This is a genomic window from Streptomyces sp. NPDC048650, assembly GCF_043199095.1.
Lineage (GTDB): Bacteria > Actinomycetota > Actinomycetes > Streptomycetales > Streptomycetaceae > Streptomyces.
In genome coordinates this window covers 1-21,689 of the sequence record NZ_JBICVM010000029.1, presented here as the reverse complement: position 1 = coordinate 21,689, position 21,689 = coordinate 1, and the positions used below count along the sequence as shown (strand labels likewise).

At 70.9% G+C, this 21,689-nt stretch carries 14 protein-coding genes and 1 pseudogene; 11 read left to right on the top strand and 4 right to left on the bottom strand.

Annotation, left to right across the window (positions count from 1 at the left end):
- The first annotated feature begins 62 nt into the window (after positions 1 to 62).
- The 7 genes from mtnA (at position 63) to ACGFML_RS37930 (ending at position 8,668) form a co-directional block, all read left to right on the top strand.
- Positions 63 to 1,235, top strand: a complete 1,173-nt coding sequence (mtnA, locus tag ACGFML_RS37960) for an S-methyl-5-thioribose-1-phosphate isomerase (protein WP_393550497.1) — start codon at positions 63 to 65, stop codon at positions 1,233 to 1,235.
- Positions 1,232 to 1,909, top strand: coding sequence for a two-component system response regulator MtrA (gene mtrA / locus ACGFML_RS37955; protein WP_030416996.1), 678 nt, complete (start codon positions 1,232 to 1,234; stop codon positions 1,907 to 1,909). The genes mtnA and mtrA overlap by 4 nt, the downstream gene beginning before the upstream one ends.
- 1 nt (position 1,910) lies before the next feature.
- The gene (gene mtrB, locus ACGFML_RS37950) at positions 1,911 to 4,022 is read left to right on the top strand and encodes an MtrAB system histidine kinase MtrB (protein ID WP_393550495.1); all 2,112 of its coding nucleotides are present in this window, start codon (positions 1,911 to 1,913) and stop codon (positions 4,020 to 4,022) included.
- Positions 4,012 to 5,895 carry an LpqB family beta-propeller domain-containing protein gene (locus tag ACGFML_RS37945; RefSeq protein ID WP_393550493.1) on the top strand — a complete coding sequence of 628 codons (1,884 nt, stop codon included), beginning with the start codon at positions 4,012 to 4,014 and terminating at the stop codon, positions 5,893 to 5,895. The genes mtrB and ACGFML_RS37945 overlap by 11 nt, the downstream gene beginning before the upstream one ends.
- 79 nt (positions 5,896 to 5,974) lie before the next feature.
- Complete coding sequence (locus ACGFML_RS37940; protein ID WP_393550491.1) at positions 5,975 to 6,673, top strand: ComF family protein; 699 nt, start codon at positions 5,975 to 5,977, stop codon at positions 6,671 to 6,673.
- A 318-nt stretch (positions 6,674 to 6,991) separates the two neighbouring features.
- Positions 6,992 to 7,684 (top strand): ribosome hibernation-promoting factor, HPF/YfiA family, encoded by a 693-nt coding sequence (gene hpf, locus ACGFML_RS37935; protein WP_393550489.1) that lies wholly within the window; start codon positions 6,992 to 6,994, stop codon positions 7,682 to 7,684.
- 231 nt (positions 7,685 to 7,915) lie between these two features.
- Positions 7,916 to 8,668 carry a response regulator gene (locus tag ACGFML_RS37930; RefSeq protein WP_393550487.1) on the top strand — a complete coding sequence of 251 codons (753 nt, stop codon included), beginning with the start codon at positions 7,916 to 7,918 and terminating at the stop codon, positions 8,666 to 8,668.
- 66 nt (positions 8,669 to 8,734) lie between these two features.
- Here ACGFML_RS37930 and ACGFML_RS37925 read toward each other — a convergent pair whose 3' ends face one another.
- Positions 8,735 to 9,943 carry a winged helix-turn-helix domain-containing protein gene (locus ACGFML_RS37925; protein ID WP_393550485.1) on the bottom strand — a complete coding sequence of 403 codons (1,209 nt, stop codon included), beginning with the start codon at positions 9,941 to 9,943 and terminating at the stop codon, positions 8,735 to 8,737.
- Between the two features lie 64 nt (positions 9,944 to 10,007).
- Positions 10,008 to 10,631 (bottom strand): GNAT family N-acetyltransferase, encoded by a 624-nt coding sequence (locus ACGFML_RS37920; RefSeq protein ID WP_393550483.1) that lies wholly within the window; start codon positions 10,629 to 10,631, stop codon positions 10,008 to 10,010.
- A gap of 241 nt (positions 10,632 to 10,872) precedes the next feature.
- Between ACGFML_RS37920 and secA the strand changes: the two genes are divergently transcribed.
- Positions 10,873 to 13,698 (top strand): preprotein translocase subunit SecA, encoded by a 2,826-nt coding sequence (secA, locus tag ACGFML_RS37915; RefSeq protein ID WP_393550481.1) that lies wholly within the window; start codon positions 10,873 to 10,875, stop codon positions 13,696 to 13,698.
- Between the two features lie 105 nt (positions 13,699 to 13,803).
- Here secA and ACGFML_RS37910 read toward each other — a convergent pair whose 3' ends face one another.
- Positions 13,804 to 14,511, bottom strand: coding sequence for an Rv3235 family protein (locus ACGFML_RS37910; protein WP_393550479.1), 708 nt, complete (start codon positions 14,509 to 14,511; stop codon positions 13,804 to 13,806).
- A 284-nt stretch (positions 14,512 to 14,795) separates the two neighbouring features.
- On the opposite strand from ACGFML_RS37910, the gene ACGFML_RS37905 reads away from it, so the two are divergent.
- The 3 genes from ACGFML_RS37905 (at position 14,796) to ACGFML_RS37895 (ending at position 21,408) form a co-directional block, all read left to right on the top strand.
- Complete coding sequence (locus ACGFML_RS37905) at positions 14,796 to 15,302, top strand: DUF6912 family protein (protein WP_393550477.1); 507 nt, start codon at positions 14,796 to 14,798, stop codon at positions 15,300 to 15,302.
- 64 nt (positions 15,303 to 15,366) lie between these two features.
- The gene (locus ACGFML_RS37900) at positions 15,367 to 16,068 is read left to right on the top strand and encodes an HAD family hydrolase (protein WP_393550475.1); all 702 of its coding nucleotides are present in this window, start codon (positions 15,367 to 15,369) and stop codon (positions 16,066 to 16,068) included.
- Positions 16,069 to 16,449: 381 nt separating this feature from the next.
- A complete protein-coding gene (locus ACGFML_RS37895; protein ID WP_393550473.1) occupies positions 16,450 to 21,408 on the top strand; it encodes an NAD-glutamate dehydrogenase in 4,959 nt (1,652 codons plus the stop codon).
- Positions 21,409 to 21,529: 121 nt separating this feature from the next.
- On the opposite strand, the pseudogene ACGFML_RS37890 reads toward ACGFML_RS37895, so the two are convergent.
- Positions 21,530 to 21,689 (bottom strand): annotated as a pseudogene (locus ACGFML_RS37890) (ABC transporter ATP-binding protein); the annotation flags it as partial.

The following is a 21,689-nucleotide window of genomic DNA, read 5'->3' as shown; positions in this document are numbered from 1 at the left end:
ACCCGAGGCCTGAGCAGTGATGGACCTTCTGTTCGGAGTGCTGTCGGCGGCAGACTGAACCAATGGCCGATCAGTACGAGGTATCCGAGGCGGGCGCACAGACGCTCGCGATCCCGTCGTTGCGTTGGGAGGAGCTACCAGAGGGACCCGTCGTGGTCCTCCTCGACCAGACCCGGCTGCCGGCGGAGGAGGCCGAGCTGGTCTGTACGGACGTACCGGCGCTGGTCCAGGCGATCCGGACGCTGGCGGTACGCGGCGCGCCGCTGCTGGGCATCGCGGGTGCGTACGGTGTCGCGCTGGCCGCGGCGCGCGGATTCGAGGTGGACGATGCGGCGGAAGCGCTGGCACATGCCCGACCGACCGCGGTCAATCTCGGGTACGGCGTGCGGCGGGCGGTCGCCGCGTACCGCGAAGCGGCCGGTCGCGGGGCGGGCGCCGATGCTGCCGCGGCGGCGGCGCTGGCCGAGGCGCGGGCCGTGCACCACGAGGACATCGAGGCCAGCGTGCGGATGGCGGAGCACGGTCTGGCGCTGCTGGGAGAGCTGCTGCCGGGCGGCGGTCACCGGATTCTCACGCACTGCAACACGGGCGCGCTGGTGTCCGGGGGCGAGGGGACCGCCCTGGCGGTGGTGAAGGCGGCGCACCGGACCGGCGAGCTGCGCCGGCTGTGGGTGGACGAGACGCGGCCGCTGCTGCAGGGGGCGCGGCTGACGGCGTACGAGGCGGCACGCGCCGGTATGGCGTACAGCGTGCTGGCGGACGGGGCGGCGGGATCGCTGTTCGCCGCGGGTGAGGTGGACGCGGTGCTGATAGGCGCGGACCGCATCGCGGCGGACGGGTCGGTCGCCAACAAGGTCGGCAGCTATCCGCTCGCGGTGCTGGCCCGCTACCACCATGTGCCGTTCGTGGTGGTGGCGCCGACCAGCACGGTGGATCTGGCGACGGAGCAGGGGGCGGACATCGAGGTGGAGCAGCGGCCGGGAAGCGAGGTGACGGAGCTCTCGTTGCCGTACGGGCAGGGTGCCGGGGGAGGATCCGGCGCCATGACGGCGGTGGCGCCATTGGGCGCGCAGGCCTACAACCCGGCCTTCGACGTGACTCCGGCCGCGCTGGTGACGGCGATCGTCACGGAGGCCGGAGTGGTCTCGCCGGTCACGCGGGAGGGGCTTGCCCGGGTGTGTTCCACGTCACGATGGAGTAAGTCACGATCAGGTAATGGGATGATGGCCGAATGAAGGGACGCGTCCTGGTCGTCGACGACGACACCGCACTGGCAGAGATGCTTGGCATCGTGCTGCGTGGCGAAGGCTTTGAACCGTCGTTCGTGTCGGACGGGGACAAGGCCCTTGCCGCCTTCCGGGAGACCAAGCCCGATCTTGTGCTGCTCGACCTGATGCTTCCCGGACGGGACGGCATCGAGGTGTGCCGGCTGATCCGGGCCGAGTCCGGGGTGCCGATCGTGATGCTGACGGCCAAGAGCGACACCGTGGATGTGGTGGTCGGGCTCGAGTCGGGTGCGGACGACTACATCGTCAAGCCGTTCAAGCCCAAGGAGCTGGTGGCCCGGATCCGGGCCCGGCTGCGGCGCTCGGAGGAGCCGGCGCCCGAGCAGCTGGCGATCGGTGACCTGGTCATCGACGTCGCGGGCCACTCGGTGAAGCGGGACGGCCAGTCGATCGCGCTGACCCCGCTGGAGTTCGATCTGCTGGTGGCGCTGGCGCGCAAGCCGTGGCAGGTGTTCACCCGTGAGGTGCTGCTGGAGCAGGTCTGGGGCTATCGGCACGCCGCCGACACCCGGCTGGTCAATGTCCATGTTCAGCGACTGCGTTCCAAGGTCGAGCGGGATCCGGAGCGTCCGGAGATCGTGGTGACCGTGCGCGGGGTCGGCTACAAGGCCGGGCCGAGCTGAGATGACCCGGGACGGCGCGGCCCCGGAGGTGAAGCGGGGGCGTTCCGTCGACCCGGCGAGTGAAATGCCCTTTTCGGGAAAGTTGTCCGCTTGGTTGCTGCGCGGCGGGCAGCTGCTGCCCGACGGCGCGGTGAGCGGCCCGGTCCACCCGCTGCTGCGGCTCTTCAGCCGCTGGGTGCGGCGGCCGCTGCTGCCCGCGCTACGGCTGTGGCGGCGCAACATTCAGCTGCGCGTCGTCGCGACCACCTTGCTGATGTCGCTCGCGGTGGTGCTGCTGCTCGGCGTCGTGGTCGTCGGCCAGGTCCGCAACGGCCTGCTGACCGCCAAGGCCCAGGCCGCGCAGAGCCAGGCCGTGGGCGGCTTCGGCGTCGCGCAGAAGATGGCCGACGGCGCCGACGACACCCGGTCCGAGGACGCCGCCCGGACCGGAAACCGCGGCACACAGGACTCCGCGACCTGGCTGACCGGCCTGGTGGAGCAGCTCGCCAGCGGCGGGCAGGGCGTTTTCTCCGTGGTGGCGCTCAGCTCCGACTCCGACGAGCCGTTCGGCGACTCCAGCCCCGGCACCCGCGGCCCGCGCGCCTCCGGAGACGTCGATCCCGAGCGCAGCGTGCCCGCCGAGCTGCGGCGGAAGCTGGAGACCAAGGCCGGGACGTTCCGCCAGTACACGCAGATCAAGCGCATCGGGTCGGACGACGGGGTGCCGGCGCTGATCATCGGCAAGCGCCTCAACGACGTCAACAGCAACCAGTACCAGCTCTACTACCTCTTCCCGTTCAGCCAGGAAGCGGAGTCCCTGAAGCTGGTGACCGGGACGCTCGCGACGGCCGGGGTGTTCGTCGTGATCCTGCTCGGAGCCATCGCCTGGCTCGTGGTGCGGCAGGTCGTCACCCCCGTACGGATGGCCGCCGGGATCTCCGAGCGGCTGGCCGCGGGCCTCCTCCAGGAGCGGATGAAGGTCACCGGCGAGGACGACATCGCACGGCTCGGCGAGTCCTTCAACAAGATGGCGCAGAACCTCCAGATCAAGATCCAGCAGCTCGAGGAGCTGTCCAGGATGCAGCGCCGGTTCGTCTCCGACGTCTCGCACGAGCTGCGCACACCGCTGACCACCGTCCGGATGGCGGCCGACGTCATCCACGAGGTGCGCGACGAGTTCGACCCCGCCACCGCACGCTCCGCCGAGCTGCTCCGCGGCCAGCTGGACCGCTTCGAGTCGCTGCTCGCGGAGCTGCTGGAGATCAGCCGGTTCGACGCCGGCGCGGCCGCGCTGGAGGCCGAGCCGATAGACCTGCGCGATGTCGTCAACCGCGTCATCGAGGGCGCCGAGCCGCTGGCCGAGGCCAAGGGGACGTCGATCGTGGTGCGCGGCGCCGAGCGCCCCGTGATCGCGGAGGCCGACACCCGCCGGGTGGAGCGGGTGCTGCGCAACCTCGTGATCAACGCCGTCGAGCACGGCGAGGGCCGGGATGTCGTGGTGCGGCTGGCCTCCGGGGGCGGCCCTTCCGGCGGCGCGGTGGCCGTCGCGGTACGCGACTACGGCGTCGGCCTCAAGCCCGGCGAGGCGACCCGGGTCTTCAACCGCTTCTGGCGCGCGGACCCGGCGCGGGCGCGTACCACCGGCGGTACGGGCCTGGGCCTGTCCATCGCCGTCGAGGATGCCCGGCTGCACGGCGGCTGGCTGCAGGCGTGGGGTGAGCCGGGCGGTGGCTCGCAGTTCCGGCTGACGCTGCCGCGTACGGCCGGTGAGACGCTGCGCGGCTCCCCGATCCCCCTGGAGCCGGAGGACTCGCGGCGTCACCGCGGCTCGGCCGAGGCGGGACAGCCGGGTGGCGCGGCGGGCCGCGTGGCGGCCGCGATCCCCGCCCAGCCGCGCACCGCGGGCCGGCTGGCAGCCGGTCCGGCGTCCCTGCCCGGCAGTGGCGGTGCCCGTGTGGTGGCGCAGACCGGGGGCGTACGGAGCGACGGGATGGTGCGCGGCCAGGACGCACGCCCCGATGGATCGGGCCGGGCAGGCGAAACCGCCCACGGGCCGGCACGGGAAGCCGCAGACGGCACGGAGCGGGAAGCCGGACAGAGCACGGAGCGGGAAGGCGGACTGCGTGGAGACTGAGCGGTCGGGTGAGGGCCGGGCCTGGCGCACAGTCCCTCGCCGTGCCCCCAGAGGTGCCGGGCGGGCGCGCAGGCTCGCCCTGCTCGGCTGTGCCGGCGTACTGCTGGCCGGGTGCGCCTCGATGCCGGACAGCGGCGACGTCAAAGGGGTCGACCAGTCCCCGCGGGCCGACGGCGACTCGCAGGTGCGGGTCTACGGCGTGCCCCCGCAGGACGGCGCACAGCCGACGAACATCGTCCGCAGCTTCCTGGACGCGACGACCAGCGACGAGGCGGACTTCCGTACGGCCGGCCAGTATCTGGCGAAGTCGGCCAGGCGTACCTGGCAGCCGTTCCGGGTCACCAATGTGCTCCAGGAGCGCCCCAAGCCCGAGCCGCAGGCGCAGCCCAGCCGCGAGGACGGGTCGGGCTACACCGTCACGCTGTCCGGCAGCCAGGTGGCCCAGGTGGACGCCAACCACGCCTATACGCCGGAGGAGAAGAAGTACCGCCGGACGATCCACCTCATCAAGGAGAACGGGCAGTGGCGCATCGACCGGCTGCCCGACGGCCTGGTGCTCGGGCAGTCCGACTTCCAGCGGATCTACCGCTCCGTCAACAAGTACTACTTCGCGTCCTACAAGTCGGAGTCCTCGGAGCCGAAGGCGAGTCGTAACGTCCTCGTCGCCGACCCGGTGTATCTGCGCCAGCGGATAGAGCCGATCACGGCGAGTGTGGAGGCGCTGCTGTCCGGGCCCACCGACTGGTTGAGCCAGGTGACGTCGTCGGAGTTCCCGGCCGGCACCCGGCTCGCCGCGCGTGACCTGTCGCTGGACGACTCCAATGCCCTGCGGGTGAGGCTCAACAAGCAGGCGGCCGGCACCAGCACCGGCCAGTGCAAGCGGATGGCAGCCCAACTCTTCTTCACCGTGCAGGACATGACACGGGCCTCGAAGGTCAGTGAGGTGGACCTGGAGAACGCCGACGGCGACTCGCTGTGTGCGCTGACCCAGGGGCAGGCCGAACGCGAGTACTCACCGGTCCAGGACGCCGGCCACCCCGCCCAGGAGTACTTCATCGACGCCGACCACAAGGTGGTCGCCATGTCCGACTACGCCACCGAACCGACGCCGGTGCGCGGACCGTTCGGCACCGGCCGGACGCAGCTGCGCTCGGTCGCCATCTCGCGCGGCGAGAGCACGGCGGCCGGGGTGTCGAGCGACGGCCGGTCGTTGTACGTGGCCGGGCTGGAGGACGGCATCGGGCGCGGTGCCCCGCTGCTGACCAGCACCGGATCCGCCAAGAACCCGGACGAGGGGCTGACCGCGCCGAGCTGGGACGGTCTGGGCGATCTGTGGGTCGCGGACCGTGGCGCGCACGGCTCGCGGCTGCTGCGGATGCGCGAGGGGAAGGGCGACCCCGAAGAGGTCGCGGTGCCCGGCCTCGGGCACCGGCGGATCAAGGCGATCCGGGTGGCGGCGGACGGAATCCGGATCGCGATGCTGGTGGAGGACAAGGGCCGGACGACGCTCCAGCTGGGCCGGGTCGAGCGCGCGGGGACCCGGGCGCACCCGGTGCTCTCGGTGGAGGAACTGCGCCCGATCGCGCCGCAGTTGGAGGACGTGGTGGCCGCTTCCTGGGCGGGGGGCAGTCGGCTGGTGGTCGTCGGGCGGGAGTCCGGCGGGGTGCAGCAGATGCAGTTCATGGAGACCGACGGCTCGGCGTCCAACGCGCAGACCCTGCCGGGTGTCAACGGCGTCAAGGCGGTGGCGGCCTCGGAGGACGAGACCAGACCGCTGATCGCCGACGCCGCCGAGGGCATCGTGCGGCTGCCTCCGGACGCGAACTGGAAAACGGTCGCCCAGGAGGGGACGGCGCCGGTCTATCCCGGGTGACGGCCCAGGTCGGGGCGCGGCGGTGCCCGGGTTTTCCACAGGGGTGGTGGACGGGCGCAGTCGGCGGGACCCTGGAGTCATGCAGGGGGTGTGGCGGGAACTCGCCGGTCTGGTGCTGCCGGTCGACTGCGCAGGGTGCGGCCGACCGAGGACGGAGCTGTGCCCCTGGTGCCGCCGGGCGCTGGCGCGCGACGGGCACGGCCCGCGACGGGTGACGCCGCGGCCGACGCCCGCCGGGCTGCCCCGGGTGTGGGCGGGTGCGGCGTATGGCGACGAGGTACGGGCCGTGCTGCTGGCACACAAGGAGCGCGGCGCGCTGCGGCTGGCGGAGCCACTGGGGGCGGCGCTGGCCGGAGCGGTGCGGCGGGTGCGGGTCGAGGGGACGCCGGTGCTCGTGCCGGTGCCGTCGGCCCGGCGGGCGGTGGCCGGGCGCGGCCATGACCCGGTACGCAGAATCGCCCTGTCGGCCGCTGCCGACCTGCGGCGGAGCGGCGCCGGGGCGCGAGTGCTCGCGGCGTTGCGGCAGCGCCGCGCGGTGGTGGACCAGGCGGGGCTGAGCGCCCCGCAGCGGCTGGCGAATCTGGCCGGTGCGCTGGAGGTGCCGGGCGCGGCCGCGAGGCTGCTCACGGACGCGCCAGTGGTGCTGGTGGACGATCTGGTGACCACGGGAGCCACCCTCGCCGAGGCCGCACGGGCGGTTGCCGCGGCGGGCGGCCGGGTGGCCGGGGCGGCGACGGTCGCGGCAACCCGGAGCGCTTTCGCGCACAACTGGAACTGACCGAGGAATTTCATCGTTGCAGGTAATGAGGAGCAAATTTCACCCAAACGGAGTCGGTGGTCGTAAGGGGGTGCCGACATCCATCCCGGAGAGCTATGTTCGGTTGTGAGGACTTGGCGGACGCTTTGCCGCGGATGTCGCGATGGGTGCGTATGGGGTCATTTGCAGTCACCCTGAAAACGTGGGAGTGGAGCTCGTGTCCTCGGGGGAGGAGGAGGTGAAAGTCGCCAAGTCCGAGGCTCCGGCATCTACCGGGGCCTGGTGCAAGAAGGCATTGCTCCGCCTGCGTAGCGGAGCGATCCGGGAACGGAGTTCTGCGTGGACATCGTCGTCAAGGGCCGCAAGACCGAGGTGCCCGAGCGGTTCCGCAAGCACGTGGCCGAGAAGCTGAAGCTGGACAAAGTCCAGAAGCTCGACGGCAAGGTGATCAGCCTGGACGTCGAGGTGTCCAAGGAGCCCAACCCGCGGCAGGCCGACCGTTCCGACCGAGTGGAGATCACGCTCCGCTCCCGTGGCCCGGTGGTCCGGGCCGAGGCGGCCGCAGCCGACCCGTACGCCGCGCTGGATCTCGCCACCGCCAAGCTGGAGGCGCGACTGCGCAAGCAGCACGACAAGCGCCACTCACGTCGCGGCAACGGCCGCATCCCGGCGAGTGATGTCGCTGTCAGCGTCCCCGACGCCGCGCTCCTGAACACCAACGGCGAGCTCGCCGCCGCGAGCGAGGCCGAACCCACGGTGCCGACAACGAAGATGGGCTCGCTCGACGTGCTGGGTGAAGGACCCCTGATCGTCCGTGAGAAGACCCACTCGGCGGCGCCGATGACGCTCACCCAGGCGCTCTACGAGATGGAACTGGTCGGTCACGACTTCTATCTCTTCGTCGACGCCGAGAACAAGCAGCCGAGCGTCGTCTACCGCCGGCACGCGTACGACTACGGCGTCATCCACCTGAACCCCGACTCGTTCGGGGAGGAAGAGCCGGGCGGCGCGGGCGGCGCGCTCGGCGGCTGACGCCCACCCTCAGAGTGCCCCCGGCGTACGCCGGGGGCACCATCGTGCCTGAAGAGAGCAGGAGTTGAAGCCGTATAGTGTCTGTGCCAGCCAGGGAGTATGTGGACACGAATCGGCTACTCGCCGGAGGTCGACGTATGACATTGATCGGGCCGGCCGCACGGGGCTGTTGTCAACCAGCCTTATTTCCAAGCTCTGGCCCTTCGGCCGAGTAGTTGACGGGGAGGAACAATGGGGGACAGTTTCGGGCCCGTGAGCGGCGGCGAGGGAAGCGGCATCGGGGACGGCGGGGCGGCAGGTATTGCCGAGAGCGCGTCGCGCAAGGAGCCGATCCGGGTCCTGGTCGTGGATGATCACGCGCTTTTCCGGCGGGGTCTGGAGATCGTTCTGGCCCAGGAGGAGGACATCCAGGTCGTCGGCGAGGCCGGGGACGGTGCGGAGGCGGTCGACAAGGCCGCGGATCTGCTTCCCGACATCGTGCTGATGGACGTCCGGATGCCCAAACGGGGCGGTATCGAGGCCTGTACCTCCATCAAGGAGGTGGCCCCCAGCGCGAAGATCATCATGCTGACGATCAGCGATGAAGAGGCGGATCTCTACGACGCGATCAAGGCCGGCGCCACGGGATATCTCCTCAAGGAGATCTCCACCGACGAGGTGGCCACCGCAATCCGTGCCGTCGCGGACGGTCAGTCGCAGATCAGCCCGTCGATGGCGTCCAAGCTCCTGACGGAGTTCAAGTCGATGATCCAGCGCACGGACGAGCGCCGGCTGGTGCCGGCCCCCCGGCTCACCGACCGGGAGTTGGAGGTGCTCAAGCTCGTCGCCACCGGCATGAACAATCGCGATATCGCCAAAGAGCTCTTTATTTCCGAAAACACCGTGAAAAACCATGTGCGCAACATCCTGGAGAAACTGCAGCTGCACTCCCGGATGGAAGCCGTGGTGTATGCGATGCGGGAGAAGATTCTGGAGATCCGCTGAGCCCGTGACCGGGTAGCCGCGAGTCCGGCCCGGGGGCCCGGTCGGCCTCCGGGAGAGTCGGGAGATCTACTCCGGCTCGTCACTCATGTGAGTGAGTTCCGCGCGGAGGGCATCGGCGAGTGCGGGGTCGTCGCAGCGCTCCAGGCGTACGGAGTCGCAGCCGACCCAGGCGGCGGCTTCGTGGAGGGCCTGAGCCATGGGCCGGGCGGCCTTGGGGCCCTGCATCGAGACCTGGCGGGCAACGAGGGTGCTGCCCTCGCGGGCCGGATCGACACGGCCCATCAGGCGGCCGCCGGCCAGCAGCGGCATCGCGAAATAGCCGTGAACCCGCTTGGGGCGCGGGACGTAGGCCTCCAGGCGGTGGGTGAAGCCGAAGATCCGCTCCGTACGCGGCCGGTCCCAGATGAGCGAGTCGAACGGGGAGAGCAGGGTCGTACGGTGCCGTCCGCGGGGCCCGGTCGCCAAGGCGGCGGGATCGGCCCAGGCGGGTTTGCCCCACCCCTCCACCTCGACGGGCACCAGTCCGGAGCCTTCGATCACGGCATCCACCTGCTCGGCCTTGACGCGGTGGTAGTCGGCGAGGTCGGCGCGGGTGGCCACGCCCATCGCGACGCCCGCCTGGGCGATCAGCCGGCGCAGGCACTCGGCGTCGTCCAGATCGTCGTGCAGCAGGTTGTCCGGGACGGCGCGCTCGGCGAGGTCGTACACCCGCTTCCAGCCGCGGCGCTCGGTGCAGACCACCTGGCCGGTGTCCAGCAGCCACTCCACCGCGATCTTGGTCTCGGACCAGTCCCACCACTCCCCGCCGTTGCGGCCGCCGCCCAGCTCGGTGGTGGTCAGCGGGCCGTCGGCCGTGAGGCGGTCGAGGACGGCGGCACAGGAGCGCTCGGAGTTCTCCATGATGTGCCAGCGGTGCCCTTTGGCGCGGTACGCCCGGCGGCGGAAGGCGAAGTGCGGCCACTCCTCGATGGGCAGGATGCAGGCGGCGTGCGACCAGTATTCGAAGCTGTGGGTGCCGGTCCAGTAGGCGGTGTCGACGGTGGTGCGGCCGACCGCGCCGAGGCGTGCGTACGGGACGAGCTCGTGGGAGCGGGCCAGCACCGAGATCGTGTCCAGCTGCACGGCGCCCAGTTGCCGCAGCACCCCGCGCACCCCGGCCCGCCGGTCCGGGGCGCCCAGCAGGCCCTGGGCGCGCAGCGCTGCACGCCGGGCGTCGTCCTGGGAGAGTGTGGTCACCGGTGGCGGCAGGGGCTTGGTGCGCGGCGCTGCAGTCATGCGGAAAGGGTAGGTGCGGGCACTGACAACGGCCCCGCCCCCTCGGCCGGACGACGCCCCGGGGTCAGCCCGGGTACGGGAGGTAGGGGGTGTGCTCGTGCGCGGGGCTGCCGGCGGAGCCGTCCGGTGCGGGCGCCGGGGGCAGATCGGACGGGAGCAGGGACCCGATCCACACATCCCGCCGGGTGCCCTCCGCGACCAGCTTCGCGCGCAGGGTGCCCTCCATCTGGAAGCCGACCCTGCGGGCCACCGCCCGGGAGCCTTCGTTTCCCGCCTCCGCGAGCCACTCCATCCGCTCCACTCCAAGGTCTGCGAACGCCCAGCGCACCACCGCCCGGGCCGCCTCCACGGTGTAGCCCTTGCCGCGCTGCTCCTTGGCCGTCCAGTAGCCGAGTTCCGCCTGCCGCTCCGGGGTGTGCAGCTGGTCGAGCCGCACCAGGACCATGGAGCCGACCAGCGAGCCGTCGGTCCGGGAGAGCACGGCGAAGGTGTAGCTGGTGTCGGTGCGCCAGCCCTCCGGGACGGTCGTGCCGGTGAACAGCTCCGCGTCCTGGAGGTGGTACGGCGAGGGCACGCTCGTCCAGCGCGGGATGTCGGGTTCCTGACAGGCGAGGTGGACGGCGGCGGCGTCCGACGCCGCGAACGGGCGCAGCGAAAGGCGCTCGGTGGTGAGGGTGACAGGCTCCATACGGTGAGTGTGCGCGGCGTCGGCGGGCGGCCGCGAGGGATTTCGCGGTGATTCCCGGCACCTTCTCGCGGACTCGAGCGTTCATGTGGGGAGGGGCATACCTGCCGTGGCTGCCGCCAACCTCCCGGGCCGAGAGCGTCCTCCCTTACGATGGCCGTTGCGGCGGGGCCTGCCCCCTTGGAAAGATGCCGCGCCCGCGCACTCGACCGTGCAGGCCCGACCGGCAAGGAGACCAGCCCAAGTGTCCGTCTTCAACAAGCTCATGCGTGCAGGCGAAGGAAAGATCCTGCGCAAACTGCACCGCATCGCGGGCCAGGTCAACTCCATCGAAGAGGACTTCGCGGCCCTCTCCGACGCCGAGCTGCGGGCGCTCACCGATGAGTACAAAGAGCGGTACGCGGACGGGGAGACCCTGGACGACCTGCTGCCCGAGGCGTTCGCCACGGTCCGTGAGGCCTCCCGGCGGGTGCTCGGTCAGCGCCCCTACGACGTCCAGCTGATGGGCGGCGCGGCGCTTCACCTCGGATACGTCGCCGAGATGAAGACCGGTGAGGGCAAGACCCTCGTCGGTACCCTCCCGACGTACCTCAACGCGCTGTCCGGCAAGGGCGTCCACCTGATCACGGTGAACGACTACCTGGCCGAGCGTGACTCCGAGATGATGGGCCGGATCCACAAGTTCCTGGGCCTGACGGTCGGTTGCATTCTCGCCGACATGACGCCGGCCCAGCGCCGCGAGCAGTACAACTGCGACATCACCTACGGCACGAACAACGAGTTCGGCTTCGACTATCTGCGCGACAACATGGCCTGGTCGCAGGACGAACTCGTCCAGCGGGGCCACAACTTCGCCGTCGTGGACGAGGTCGACTCGATCCTCGTCGACGAGGCCCGTACGCCGTTGATCATCTCCGGCCCCGCGGACTCGGCGACCAAGTGGTACGGCGACTTCGCGAAACTGGTGCAGCGTCTGAAGAGGGGCGAGGCCGCCAACCCGCAGCGCGGTGTCGAGGAGACCGGCGACTACGACGTCGACGAGAAGAAGCGCACCGTCGGCATCCACGAGTCCGGTGTCGGCAAGGTCGAGGACTGGCTGGGCATCGACAACCTCTACGAGTCGGTGAACACCCCGCTCGTCGGGTACCTCAACAACGCGATCAAGGCCAAGGAGCTGTTCAAGAACGACAAGGACTACGTCGTCATCGACGGCGAAGTCATGATCGTCGACGAGCACACCGGCCGTATCCTCGCCGGCCGCCGCTACAACGAGGGCATGCACCAGGCCATCGAGGCGAAGGAAGGGGTGGAGATCAAGGACGAGAACCAGACCCTCGCCACGATCACCCTGCAGAACTTCTTCCGCCTCTACGACAAGCTCTCCGGCATGACCGGTACGGCGATGACCGAGGCCGCCGAGTTCCACCAGATCTACAAGCTCGGCGTCGTCCCGATCCCGACGAACCGCCCGATGGTCCGGATGGACCAGGCCGACCTGATCTACCGCACCGAGCCGGCGAAGTTCGACGCGGTCGTCGAGGACATCGTCGAGAAGCACGGGAAGGGCCAGCCGATCCTGGTCGGCACCACCTCGGTCGAGAAGTCCGAGTACCTCTCGCAGCAGCTCAACAAGCGCGGCGTCGCCCACGAGGTGCTCAACGCCAAGCAGCACGACCGCGAGGCGCCGATCATCGCCCAGGCCGGCCGCAAGGGCGCCGTCACGGTCGCCACGAACATGGCCGGCCGCGGTACGGACATCAAGCTCGGCGGCAACCCCGACGACCTCGCCGAGGCGGAGCTGCGTCAGCGCGGCCTGGACCCGGTCGAGCACGTCGAGGAGTGGGCGGCCGCGCTGCCCGCCGCCCTGGAGCGCGCCGAGGCCGCGGTCAAGGCCGAGTTCGAAGAGGTCAAGGACCTCGGCGGGCTCTACGTCCTGGGCACCGAGCGGCACGAGTCGCGCCGCATCGACAACCAGCTGCGCGGTCGTTCCGGCCGTCAGGGCGACCCCGGCGAGTCGCGGTTCTACCTCTCCCTCGGTGACGACCTGATGCGGCTGTTCAAGGCCCAGATGGTCGAGCGGGTCATGGCGATGGCCAACGTCCCCGACGACGTCCCGATCGAGAACAAGATGGTGACCCGGGCGATCGCCTCCGCCCAGTCGCAGGTCGAGCAGCAGAACTTCGAGACGCGGAAGAACGTCCTCAAGTACGACGAGGTCCTCAACCGCCAGCGCGAGGTCATTTACGGCGAGCGCCGCCGCGTCCTGGAGGGTGAGGATCTGCAGGAGCAGATCAAGCACTTCATGGACGACACCATCGACGCCTACATCCAGGCGGAGACGGTCGAGGGCTTTGCCGAGGAGTGGGACCTGGACCGGCTGTGGGGTGCGTTCAAGCAGCTCTACCCGGTCAAGGTGACCGTCGACGAGCTGGAGGACGAGGCCGGCGACCGCGCGGGCATCACCGCCGAGTTCATCGCCGACGCCATCAAGGACGACATCTACGAGCAGTACGCCGCCCGCGAGGAGCAGCTCAGCTCGGACGTCATGCGGGAGCTGGAGCGCCGCGTCGTGCTGTCCGTGCTGGACCGCAAGTGGCGTGAGCACCTCTACGAGATGGACTACCTCCAGGAGGGCATCGGCCTGCGGGCGATGGCCCAGAAGGACCCGCTGGTCGAGTACCAGCGCGAGGGCTTCGACATGTTCACCGCCATGATGGAGGGCATCAAGGAGGAGTCCGTCGGCTATCTGTTCAACCTGGAGGTCCAGGTGGAGCAGCAGGTCGAGGAGGTTCCGGTCCAGGCGCAGCCCTCCCTCGAGAAGGAGGCGCCGGAGGTCGTCCCGGCCGGCGCCGGGCGCCCCGAGATCCACGCCAAGGGCCTGGAGGCCCCGCAGCGGCCGGACCGGCTGCACTTCTCCGCACCCAAGGTGGACGGTGACGGCAGCGTCATCGAGGGCGACTTCGTCAGCGACGAGGACGGTGAGAGCCCGGCCCGCTCGGAGTCCGACGGCCTGACGCGCGCGGAGCGACGCAAGGCGCAGAAGAGCGGCGGGCGTCGCCGCAAGAAGTAGCGACGAGGAACGCCGACGCGGCTCCGGCACCCGTGCCGGGCCGCGTCGGCGGACAGGAGCGCCCCGGCCGTCACGGCCGGGGCGCTCCTGCGTGCCGGGCACCCGCTAAGAGCGGGGCGCCGGGATCCGGGGTTCCGGCGTCGGGCCGATGTCGACGGCGGCGCAGCGCCAGCGGGTGTCGGCACCGAGCTCCAGGCGGAAGGCGAGGGCGCGGAGGCGTTCACCGGTCGCGATGCGGGCGAACGCCTCGATGACGCCGGCGCACGGGCGGCACAGTCCGCATTCGCGCAGCGTGGGGGCGGGCGCCGCGCGGCCCGCACGGGCGAGCGGCCGCAGCGGTGCCTGCGGGGCGAGCTCGACCAGCCGGTCGTACGCGGTGGGCAGTGCGTGCCCCAGCAGGACGTGCACGGGGCGCTGTCCGCTGAGGGTGAGCAGCAGCTGCTGGGCGAACCACAGGTGCGGCCGGCGCTCCTGGGCCCGGAGCTGGGCGCCTGTGGTCGGCAGGCGGGCGGCGGCAGTGGCGGCGTCGGCGCCGCGCCGGCCCGGGGTGGTGCGGGTGAGGGGCGACGGTGCGGTGGGACGGCTGCGGGGCGTGCCGCGGCCGGGGCCGGAGCCCGGGCCGCGGCCGGCGCTCAGGGGGCGGCGGGGCGCCGGGACGCGGCGGGCGGGGCGAGAGCTCCCGATGGGCCGTCCGGTGTCTTGGGGAGCCGCGGGCCTCGGGAGTCCGCCGTCGGGGGCGGCGGCGTCGTGGCCGGGCCTGGTCGCTGCGTCGGTGGCTGCGTCGGAGGGCGGGTTCCGGTGCGCGTCCGTCATGGTGGTGTCCCCCTGGTGCCGAGTGGGTCGATTACCGGTCGGTAGCTTCCTGGATCTTCTATCGGCGGGGCCGGACGGGCGGCAAGGCGGAGGCGGGCGGCCGCCCGGGGGGCGAACAGTTCACCCGTCCGTGGTGCGGGCCCGGGAAATGGGCTCGGGAGCGGCACGCCCCGGCCGGCCGGGGCGGCCTGCACACGGGCTGCGGGGCGCCCCGATGGGGGACTCTCGCCCGTATGCTGGCGGGGCATTCTCCAGAGTCGAGCAACCGAGCGGAAGCGACTGCCATGCGCGTCTATGTCCCCCTGACCCTCTCCGGTCTCGCAGAGGCGCACAGCAGCGGCGAGCTGGGCCCGGGGCCGCTGGACGCGTACGCCGTCACGCCCGCGTTGCGCGAGTGGTACGTCTCGGACGACATCGAGGAGCTGGAGTACGCGGCGCTGAACCGCGCGGCCCAGGCCTCGCTGCGGCAGCTCGCCGGCGATCCGAAGGTTGCCCGGCGGCGCGTCGTCGTGGCGGTCGATGTGCCGGACGGGGCGGCGGTGGCCGATCCGGACCGCGGACTCGACGAATCGGCGCTGGGCGAGGTGCGGCTGGCCGCCGCGGTGCCGTTGGCGAAGGCGGCGGCGGTCCATGTGGACGCCGACGACGCGGCGACGGACGTGGCCGCGGCCGCGGCGGCGCTCGGTGCCGCGGACCAGGGGGACGACGACGCGCAGTTCACCGTGGACGGTGCGCAGGACCACGACCTGATGTGGTTCGCGGTGCAGGAGATCCCGCACTTGGTGCGGTGACGGCGGGGGCGCCCGCCCCGGTCCGCTCCGCGGCACTGTCGGTGGGTGCGGGTACGTTTTCCTCATGGGAACGGACGGAGGGGCGGACATGGAAGGGCGAGCGGCCCACATCGTGTGGGACTGGAACGGCACGCTGTTCCACGACGTCGACGCCGTGATCGCGGCGACCAATTCCGCGTTCGCGGAGATCGGCCTGGAGCCGATCACGCTGGAGCGTTACCGGGAGCTGTACTGCGTACCCGTTCCGCGGTTCTACGAGCGGTTGATGGGGCGCCTGCCGACGGACGCCGAGTGGCTGGTGATGGACGAGGCCTTCCACCGCCACTACAGCGCGCACCGGGAGCGCTGCCGGCTCGCCGAGGGCGTGGACCTGCTGCTGCAGGGATGGCAGGCGGCCGGGCACAGCCAGTCGATCCTGAGCCTGTACGGCCATGACGAACTGATACCGCTGGTGCGCGGCTTCGGGATCGAGGCGAGGTTCGTGCGGGTCGACGGCAGGATCGGCCCCTCGGGCGGCGGCAAGAGCACGCACCTGGTGCGGCATCTGGCGGCGCTGGAGAGCGTGGACCCGGGGCGCACGGTCGTCATCGGTGATGCGGTGGACGATGCGGTGGCCGCGCGGGAGGCCGGGGTGGGGGCGGTGCTCTACACCGGTGGATCGCACAGCCGGCGCAGCCTGGAGGCCGCCGGGGTGCCGGTGGTGGACAGTCTCGCCGACGCGGTGGAGGTGGCCGCGGAGGTCGCGCGGGGCGGCCCGGCCGCGTAACGGCCCGTGCCATCCCACATCCGGACCGGTCGTGCGTTGTCCGGATGGTCCAAGTTCACGGTGGGGTTTTGTACGTGGAAGGCCGATGACGGCACCCCCGCCGGGGGCGATAGCCTTGCACCGTGATCAGCGCGATAACCCGCGGGGGCATCGAGGCCCCCGCTGTGCGCCCGGGACACCACCGTGACCGGGCGGTCGCTGGTCTTTGCGGCCACGGACCCATGTCGACTGTGACAAAACTTGTCGAACACGGCACGGCCTTCTCTCATCGCGGCATAGCGTCGACATCGACAGGACACCCCGCGTCGCGGCGGCGTTGTGCAGCTTCCACGGAGTTCTTCCACGACGTCACGCAACGGCGCGCGACAGGAGCCAGAGGACATGCAGACCAAGCTGGACGATGCCAAGACCGAGCTGCTCGCCAGGGCCGCCCGGGTCGCTGAAAGCAGCCCTGCCGGGGGACGCCTCCCGGTACGCGGCCTCGACCCGGAGACCCTCACGGGATACCTCCAGCGCTACTACCTGCACACCGCACCCGAGGACCTCACCGACCGTGACCCGGTCGACGTCTTCGGTGCCGCACTCTCGCACTACCGCCTCGCGGAGCTGCGCCCCCAGGGCACCGCGAACGTTCGGGTGCACACCCCGACCGTCGAGGAGAACGGCTGGACCTGCAGCCACTCCGTCGTCGAGGTCGTCACCGACGACATGCCGTTCCTGGTCGACTCCGTCACCAACGAGCTCTCCCGGCAGGGCCGCGGCATCCATGTCGTCATCCACCCGCAGGTCACCGTCCGCCGCGATGTCGCGGGCAAGCTGGTCGAGGTCCTCGACGCCAACGGCGACCGGCGCCACAACGGCAACGGCAAGACCGTCGAACTGCCGCACGACGCGGTGATCGAGTCGTGGATCCACGTCGAGATGGACCGCGAGACCGACCGCGAGGACCTCAAGCAGATCACCGCCGATCTGCTGCGGGTGCTGTCCGACGTCCGTGAGACCGTCGAGGACTGGGACAAGATGCGGGCCGCGGCGCTGCGTATCGCCGAGGAACTGCCGGCCGAGCCGACCGCCGACGACCTGCGCGACCAGGAGATCGACGAGGCCCGCGAGCTGTTGCGCTGGCTGGCCGCCGATCACTTCACCTTCCTGGGCTACCGCGAGTACGAGCTGGCCTCCGCGCCCGGTGAGGGCGGTGCCGACGAGGACGTGCTGACCGCCGTGCCCGGCACCGGCCTGGGCATTCTGCGCGCCGACCCGCAGCACCGCGAGAGCGACATCGGCCACCCCGTCTCGCCGTCCTTCAACCGGCTGCCCGCCGACGCCCGCGCCAAGGCCCGCGAGCACAAGCTGCTCATCCTGACCAAGGCCAACAGCCGGGCCACCGTGCACCGCCCCTCGTACCTCGACTACGTGGGCGTCAAGAAGTTCGACGCGGACGGCAACGTCGTCGGCGAGCGGCGCTTCCTGGGCCTGTTCTCGTCGGCCGCGTACACCGAGTCGGTGCGCCGCGTCCCGGTCATCCGCCGCAAGGTCACCGAGGTCCTCGAGGGCGCCGGGTTCACCCCGAACAGCCATGACGGCCGTGACCTGCTCCAGATCCTGGAGACGTACCCGCGCGACGAGCTGTTCCAGACCCCGGTCGACCAGCTCCAGGCGATCGCCACCAGCGTGCTCTACCTCCAAGAGCGCCGCCGGCTGCGGCTCTACCTCCGCCAGGACGAGTACGGCCGCTACTACTCCGCGCTGGTCTACCTCCCGCGCGACCGCTACACCACCGGCGTCCGGCTGCGCCTGATCGACATCCTCAAGGAGGAGCTGGGCGGCACCAGCGTCGACTTCACGGCCTGGAACACCGAATCCGTCCTCTCCCGGCTGCACTTCGTCATCCGCGTCGAGCCCGGGGCCGCCCTGCCGGACCTGACCGACACCGATGTGGACCGCCTGGAGAGCCGCCTGGTCGAGGCCGCCCGCTCCTGGGCCGACGGCTTCGCCGAGGCGCTGACCGCCGAGTGCGGCGAGGAGCGCGCCGCCGGGCTGCTGCGCCGCTACGCCCACGCCTTCCCCGAGGGCTACAAGGCCGACAACTCCCCGCGCAGCGCGGTGGCCGACCTCCAGCACCTGGAGAAGCTCACCGGTGAGCCGGGCCAGAACTTCTCGGTCAGCCTCTACGAGCCGGTCGGCGCGGGCCCCGGTGAGCGCCGCTTCAAGATCTATCGCAGGGGCGAGCCGGTCTCCCTGTCCCGGGTGCTGCCGGGCCTGAACCGCCTGGGCGTCGAGGTCGTCGACGAGCGCCCGCACGAGCTGCGCTGCGCGGACGCCACCATCGCCTGGGTCTACGACTTCGGCCTGCGGATGCCCGAGCACATCACCGGCGACGACGCCCGCGAGCGCTTCCAGGACGCGTTCACCGCGGTGTGGACGGGCGCGGCCGAGAGCGACAACTTCAACAAGCTGGTGCTGGAGGCCGGCCTCAACTGGCGCCAGGCGATGGTGCTGCGCGCCTACGCCAAGTACCTGCGGCAGGCCGGTGCGACCTTCAGCCAGACGTACATGGAGGACACCCTCTCCAACAACGTCCACACCACCCGGCTGCTGGTCTCGCTCTTCGAGGCGCGGATGTCCCCGGACCGCCAGCGGGCCGGCACCGAGCTGACCGACGCCCTGCTGGAGGAGCTGGAAGCCGCGCTCGACCAGGTCGCCTCCCTGGACGAGGACCGCATCCTGCGCTCCTTCCTCACCGTCATCAAGGCGACGCTGCGCACGAACCACTACCAGAGGAACAGCGACGGCGAGCCGCACGCCTACCTCTCGATGAAGCTGGACCCGCAGGCGATCCCCGATCTGCCGGCGCCCCGCCCGGCGTACGAGATCTGGGTGTACTCGCCCAAGGTCGAGGGTGTCCACCTGCGCTTCGGCAAGGTCGCCCGCGGCGGTCTGCGCTGGTCGGACCGCCGGGAGGACTTCCGTACGGAGATCCTCGGCCTGGTCAAGGCGCAGATGGTCAAGAACACCGTCATCGTGCCGGTGGGCGCCAAGGGCGGCTTCGTCGGCAAGCAGCTGCCGGACCCGTCGGTGGACCGGGACGCCTGGCTGGCCGAGGGCATCGCCAGCTACAAGACCTTCATCTCCGGCCTGCTGGACATCACCGACAACCTGGTCGGCGGCGAGGTCGTGCCCCCGCAGAACGTCGTCCGGCACGACGAGGACGACACCTACCTCGTGGTCGCGGCGGACAAGGGCACGGCGACGTTCTCGGACATCGCCAATGAGGTCGCCGAGTCCTACGGCTTCTGGCTCGGTGACGCCTTCGCCTCCGGCGGCAGCGCCGGCTACGACCACAAGGGCATGGGCATCACCGCCCGCGGCGCCTGGGAGTCGGTCAAGCGCCACTTCCGCGAGCTGGGCCACGACTCCCAGACCGAGGACTTCACCGCGGTCGGCGTCGGCGACATGTCCGGTGACGTGTTCGGCAACGGCATGCTGCTCAGCGAGCACATCCGGCTGGTCGCCGCGTTCGACCACCGGCACATCTTCATCGACCCGAACCCGGACGCGGCCACCTCGTACGCCGAGCGCCGCCGGCTCTTCGAGCTGCCCCGCTCCTCCTGGGCCGACTACGACACCGAGCTGCTCTCGCAGGGCGGCGGCATCCACCCGCGCTCGGCCAAGTCCATCCCGATCAACGCGCAGGTGCGGGCGGCGCTGGGCATCGAGTCCGGCGTGAAGAAGATGACGCCGGCCGATCTGATGCAGGCCATCCTCAAGGCGCCGGTCGACCTGCTGTGGAACGGCGGCATCGGCACGTATGTGAAGTCCTCGGCGGAGTCCAACGCCGATGTGGGCGACAAGTCCAACGACGCCATCCGCGTCAACGGCGAGGACCTGCGGGTCAAGGTCGTCGGCGAGGGCGGCAACCTGGGCCTGACGCAGCTGGGCCGGATCGAGTTCGCCACGGCCGGCGGGAAGATCAACACCGACGCGATCGACAACAGCGCCGGTGTGGACACCTCCGACCACGAGGTGAACATCAAGATCCTGCTCAACGCGGTCGTCAGCGAAGGCGACATGACGGTCAAGCAGCGCAACAAGCTGCTGGCCGCGATGACCGACGAGGTCGGCGCGCTGGTGCTGCGCAACAACTACGCGCAGAACACCGCGCTGGCGCTGGCCCTCGCCCAGTCCTCCAGCATGCTGCACGCCCAGCAGCGCTTCATGCGCCGCCTGGGGCGCGACGGCGACCTGGACCGGGCGCTGGAGTTCCTGCCCACCGACCGGCAGATCCGCGAGCGGCTGAACGCCGGGCGCGGCCTGACCCAGCCCGAGACCGCGGTGCTCCTGGCGTACACCAAGATCACGGTGGCCGACGCGCTGATCCAGACCGGCCTGCCGGACGACGCGTACCTCCAGCGCCTGCTGCACGCCTACTTCCCGTCGGCACTCTTCGACCGCTTTCCCGAGCAGGTCGACGGCCACGCGCTGCGCCGCGAGATCGTGACGACGGTGCTGGTCAACGACACCGTCAACACCGGCGGTACGAGCTTCCTGCACCGGATGCGCGAAGAGACCGGTGCCTCCCTCGAAGAGGTTGTGCGGGCGCACACCGCGGCCCGTGTCATCTTCCGGCTGGGCGAGGTCTGGGACGACGTCGAGGCGCTCGACAATGTCGTCGCGGCCGATGTGCAGACCCGGATCCGGCTGCACTCGCGGCGGCTGGTCGAGCGCGGCACCCGCTGGTTGCTCAACAACCGCCCGCAGCCGCTGGAGCTGTCGGAGACCATCGACTTCTTCGGCGAGCGGGTCGCCCAGGTCTGGGCGGAGCTGCCCAAGCTGCTCCAGGGCAGCGACGTGGAGTGGTACCAGACGATCCTGGAGGAGCTGACCGACGGCGGGGTGCCCGAGGCGCTGGCCGTCCGGGTGGCCGGGTTCTCCTCGGTCTTCCCGGCGCTGGACATCGTCGCGATCGCGGATCGTACGGGCAAGGAGCCGCTGGACGTCGCCGAGGTCTACTACGACCTGGGTGACCGGCTGCGGATCAACCAGCTCCTGGACCGCATCCTGGAGCTGCCGCGCAACGACCGCTGGCAGTCGATGGCCCGCGCCTCCATCCGCGAGGACCTCTTCGCGGCGCATGCGGCGCTCACCGGCGATGTGCTGACGGTGGGCAACGGCTCCTCGACGCCGGAGCAGCGGTTCAAGGCGTGGGAAGAGGCCAACGCCGCGATCCTGGGCCGTGCCCGCGCCACGCTGGAGGAGATCTACGGGTCGGAGGGCTTCGACCTGGCGAATCTGTCGGTGGCGATGCGGACCATGCGCACGCTGCTCCGTACCCACAGCTGACGCCCCGCAACGGCACGGCGACGGCCCCGGAGCAGCAGCTCCGGGGCCGTTCCCGTTCCCGTTTCCGTTCCGCTTGGCACGGCGGCCGTTGTCGCGGGCCGGCCGGCCGGCCGACCCGGCGCTAGCGGTGCGCCTCGTACGCCTTGATCACTTCGTCCGTCGGGCCGTCCATCAGGAGCTCGCCGTGCTCCAGCCACAGGACCCGGTCGCAGGTGTCCCGGATCGACTTGTTGTTGTGGCTGACCAGGAAGACCGTGCCGGCCTCCTTGCGCAGCTCGCGG

Coding starts and splice junctions, on each gene's coding strand:
- ACGFML_RS37925 (WP_393550485.1), bottom strand. CDS start 9,943: ATGACTGCAGCGCCGCGCACCAAGCCCCTGCCGCCACCGGTGACCACA.
- ACGFML_RS37930 (WP_393550487.1), top strand. CDS start 7,916: ATGGGGGACAGTTTCGGGCCCGTGAGCGGCGGCGAGGGAAGCGGCATC.
- ACGFML_RS37920 (WP_393550483.1), bottom strand. CDS start 10,631: ATGGAGCCTGTCACCCTCACCACCGAGCGCCTTTCGCTGCGCCCGTTC.
- ACGFML_RS37910 (WP_393550479.1), bottom strand. CDS start 14,511: ATGACGGACGCGCACCGGAACCCGCCCTCCGACGCAGCCACCGACGCA.
- mtrB (WP_393550495.1), top strand. CDS start 1,911: ATGACCCGGGACGGCGCGGCCCCGGAGGTGAAGCGGGGGCGTTCCGTC.
- mtnA (WP_393550497.1), top strand. CDS start 63: ATGGCCGATCAGTACGAGGTATCCGAGGCGGGCGCACAGACGCTCGCG.
- ACGFML_RS37895 (WP_393550473.1), top strand. CDS start 16,450: ATGCAGACCAAGCTGGACGATGCCAAGACCGAGCTGCTCGCCAGGGCC.
- ACGFML_RS37940 (WP_393550491.1), top strand. CDS start 5,975: ATGCAGGGGGTGTGGCGGGAACTCGCCGGTCTGGTGCTGCCGGTCGAC.
- mtrA (WP_030416996.1), top strand. CDS start 1,232: ATGAAGGGACGCGTCCTGGTCGTCGACGACGACACCGCACTGGCAGAG.
- ACGFML_RS37900 (WP_393550475.1), top strand. CDS start 15,367: ATGGGAACGGACGGAGGGGCGGACATGGAAGGGCGAGCGGCCCACATC.
- ACGFML_RS37905 (WP_393550477.1), top strand. CDS start 14,796: ATGCGCGTCTATGTCCCCCTGACCCTCTCCGGTCTCGCAGAGGCGCAC.